The sequence below is a fragment of the Cobetia sp. genome (assembly GCF_983723665.1).
The window spans coordinates 4,778-7,635 of sequence record NZ_CFDJES010000130.1; the positions used below are offsets into that span (position 1 = coordinate 4,778).

The following is a 2,858-nucleotide window of genomic DNA, read 5'->3' on the forward strand; positions in this document are numbered from 1 at the left end:
GGTTATCGGGAAAGGCCGCCAGGGCATTGACCGACATGCAGCCATTGGGCGCCTCGAACGCCATCCAGTGGCCCAGCCGCTGGTAGAGGTGGCTGAGCGCCGCAGCGCCATCCTCGGGCACTCCCTCTTCTAGGAAGGCCATATAGCGCTCGTGGCGATGCTGAAGCGCACCGATCACCATGCTCTCCTTGGAGGGGAAGTGGCGATAGAGGGTGCGCAGACTCACGTCTGACGCTGCCTTGAGCTCGGCAACACTCGGCTCTGCGAAGCCGCGCTGGCTGAAGAGCGTCTCCAGGCGGGCGGCGATATCGTGCTGAATCATGTCGGTGCCATGGTCGAATCAACGAGGGAGAGTGTTCGTTCTACCTGTGCAGGGTAGAGCGCCCATTCTCCCTGTGTCAATGCGGCGTTTCCAAAGCCTTGTGTCATTGCGCCCATGTTCTGACGTCGCGCATTGCGGGTGTGACGCTTCGATGTCAGTACAATTACGCAAATAGAAGTTTGCTGAGCGTTAAATAAGGCAAAGCTCAGGTCATTACGCGGAAAAATCACGCATTTTTCGTTGCGGTAGCATTTGATAAAGATTAGCATTCGCGACTCATTTACTGGCGCGGGGGGCGTCAGTCATGGCCACTTTCTGCTCATCGAGCAGAGGAAAGGTGTGGTTCAGCAGGACGCTGTCGCATCGCGTACAAAGGGTTTTCAGGTGCCAAATCATTCTCGGGATAGCGCTGCAAGCATGAACAAGGGACATTTCTCCTGCCTGATCTTCAGCCTGATGGCATTGCCGGCCACTTCGCTGGCGGCAGAGGGTGCCACCTCAAGCGAGTCGCCAGTCGCGAATTCGGTGATCGTGGTGACCGGAGAGCGTGAAGGCGAAGTGGCGCCGGGCAGCTACCGCGCCGAGGCCTCGAGCCTGGCCAACAAGCAGTCGGTGGACTTCCTCGAGCAGGCGCGCACCATCAATGTCGTGACCCAGCAGGTCATGCATGATTTCAATCTGGATGATCTGGAAGAGGCGCTGCAGCCGGTCGCGGGTATCCAGCTGGGCAACACCCTGGGGGGCACCGAAGACGGCTTCGTCAAGCGAGGCTTCGGCAGCAACAGTGATGGTTCGATGCTGATCGATGGCATCCGTCAGCCACGCCGTACCTACACCACGGCGACCGTGGACCGCGTCGAGGTGCTCAAGGGGCCGTCATCACTCTTCCAGGGCCAGCAGAACCCCGGCGGCGTGATCAACATGGTCACCAAGCGCCCGCAGTACGAGACGCACACCGAGATCAGTGGCGAGGTCAGCTCCTTCGGCGGTGGCAATACCACCCTGGACACCACCGGTCCCATCGAGGATACCGGCCTGGCCTATCGCTTCATCCTCTCGCATGAAGATGAAGACTCCTGGCGCGAGTACGGCAATGACCGTCGCACCACCATCGCCCCTTCACTGCGTTGGGAAGGCGAGCACAGTAGTGCCCAGATCAGCTACGAGTACCAGGACTACGAGCTGGATATCGACCGTGGCACCGTCTTCTACAACGGCAGCGCCGCCAACGTCACGCGTGGCACGCGTTTCGATGAGTCCTGGAACCGCGTCTATGGCCATGACGAGTCCGTCAATGCCTGGTGGAAGCAGGAAGTCACCGACAACTGGGACATGAAGCTGACCTACGGCTGGACGCGTCGCCAGTACAGTGACGCGCGCGCCAATGTCACCGACGTCAGTGACAGCGGCGATGTGACCGTGCGCGCCGAAGAGAACCAGGGCTATGATCGCAGCGAGCACTACACGGCGCTGGATGCCATGGGCGATGTCGAGATCGCGGGGCAGCGTCACCAGCTGGTCATCGGGGCGGACTACGAGACCACACGCGACTATCTGGATGAGCGCTATTTCGGCGATTCCGTCACGGTCTCCACCGTCACTGACGTGAACCACGGCCAGCTGGCCCAGGTGACCTCCGACGACATCAATACCTCGCGCAGCAATCGTCTCGACGAGACCCAGGCCATCGGGGTCTATGTCAGCGACCGCTGGTATCTGACCGACAAGTGGATTCTGGGCCTTGGCGGGCGCTACACCTGGTTCGATCAGCAGAGCGGGCAGGGCGAGGACTTCGTGTCCGACCCCGATTACAGCGACGATCTGTTCCTGCCTTCCGCGAATCTGCTCTATCGCATCGACGATGCCAGCTCCGCCTACATCAGCTACAGCGAATCCTTCGTGCCGAACGGCAGCGACAGTGACAGCGGCGAGAGCCTCGACCCCGAGCTCGGCAAGGGCTACGAGATCGGCTACAAGCGTCAGTGGAATCCGCGTCTGGCGACCTCCGTGGCGCTTTACCAGATCCGCAAGGAAAACGTCGCAGTCACTGACAATGGTGTGACTCGCACCATCGGTGAAGCCGGCTCGCAAGGCCTGGAATTCAGCCTCGAAGGGGCCCTGACGGACCGCACATCCTTGCTGTTCAGCTATGCCTACACCGATACCGAAGTGCTGGAGGATACCGAAGGCACCGAGGGCAATCGTCTGCCGAATGCGGCGCTCAACGCGGCCAGCCTCTATCTGGCACATGATCTGGCGATCGATCCGTCCTACGGCGAGTGGCGTGTCGGCGGTGGCGTGCGCTATGTCGGCGAGCGTGAAGGCGATGACGACAACAGCTTCTCGATGGATGCCTATACCGTCGCAGATGCCTTCGTCGGCTGGCGTCACGACTTCTTCGGCCCGGACACCGAATTCAAGCTGAATGCGAAGAACCTGTTCGATACGGGTTACTACTACGGCAGCGGCGGCGATACCCGCGTGCTGGTGGGTGACCCGATGGAAATCACCCTGTCGGCCAGCGTCGGCTGGTAAT

General features: G+C 60.6%; 3 protein-coding genes. 1 reads left to right on the forward strand and 2 read right to left on the reverse strand.

Annotated elements, in window-relative coordinates; genetic code table 11:
- Both AC4FAH_RS11920 and AC4FAH_RS11925 read right to left on the reverse strand, forming a co-directional pair.
- The coding region (locus AC4FAH_RS11920; protein WP_490246085.1) for a TetR/AcrR family transcriptional regulator at positions 1 to 322 on the reverse strand (322 nt) is incomplete at its 3' end.
- A complete protein-coding gene (locus tag AC4FAH_RS11925) occupies positions 319 to 591 on the reverse strand; it encodes a hypothetical protein (protein ID WP_286988540.1) in 273 nt (90 codons plus the stop codon). The genes AC4FAH_RS11925 and AC4FAH_RS11920, both read right to left, overlap by 4 nt.
- A gap of 148 nt (positions 592 to 739) precedes the next feature.
- Between AC4FAH_RS11925 and AC4FAH_RS11930 the strand changes: the two genes are divergently transcribed.
- Complete coding sequence (locus tag AC4FAH_RS11930) at positions 740 to 2,857, forward strand: TonB-dependent siderophore receptor (protein WP_284726142.1); 2,118 nt, start codon at positions 740 to 742, stop codon at positions 2,855 to 2,857.
- Position 2,858 lies beyond the last annotated feature (1 nt).

What these genes read in the sequence shown, in the direction of transcription:
- AC4FAH_RS11925 (WP_286988540.1), bottom strand. Translation starts at nt 591, where the DNA reads ATGCTAATCTTTATCAAATGCTACCGCAACGAAAAATGCGTGATTTTT.
- AC4FAH_RS11930 (WP_284726142.1), top strand. Translation starts at nt 740, where the DNA reads ATGAACAAGGGACATTTCTCCTGCCTGATCTTCAGCCTGATGGCATTG.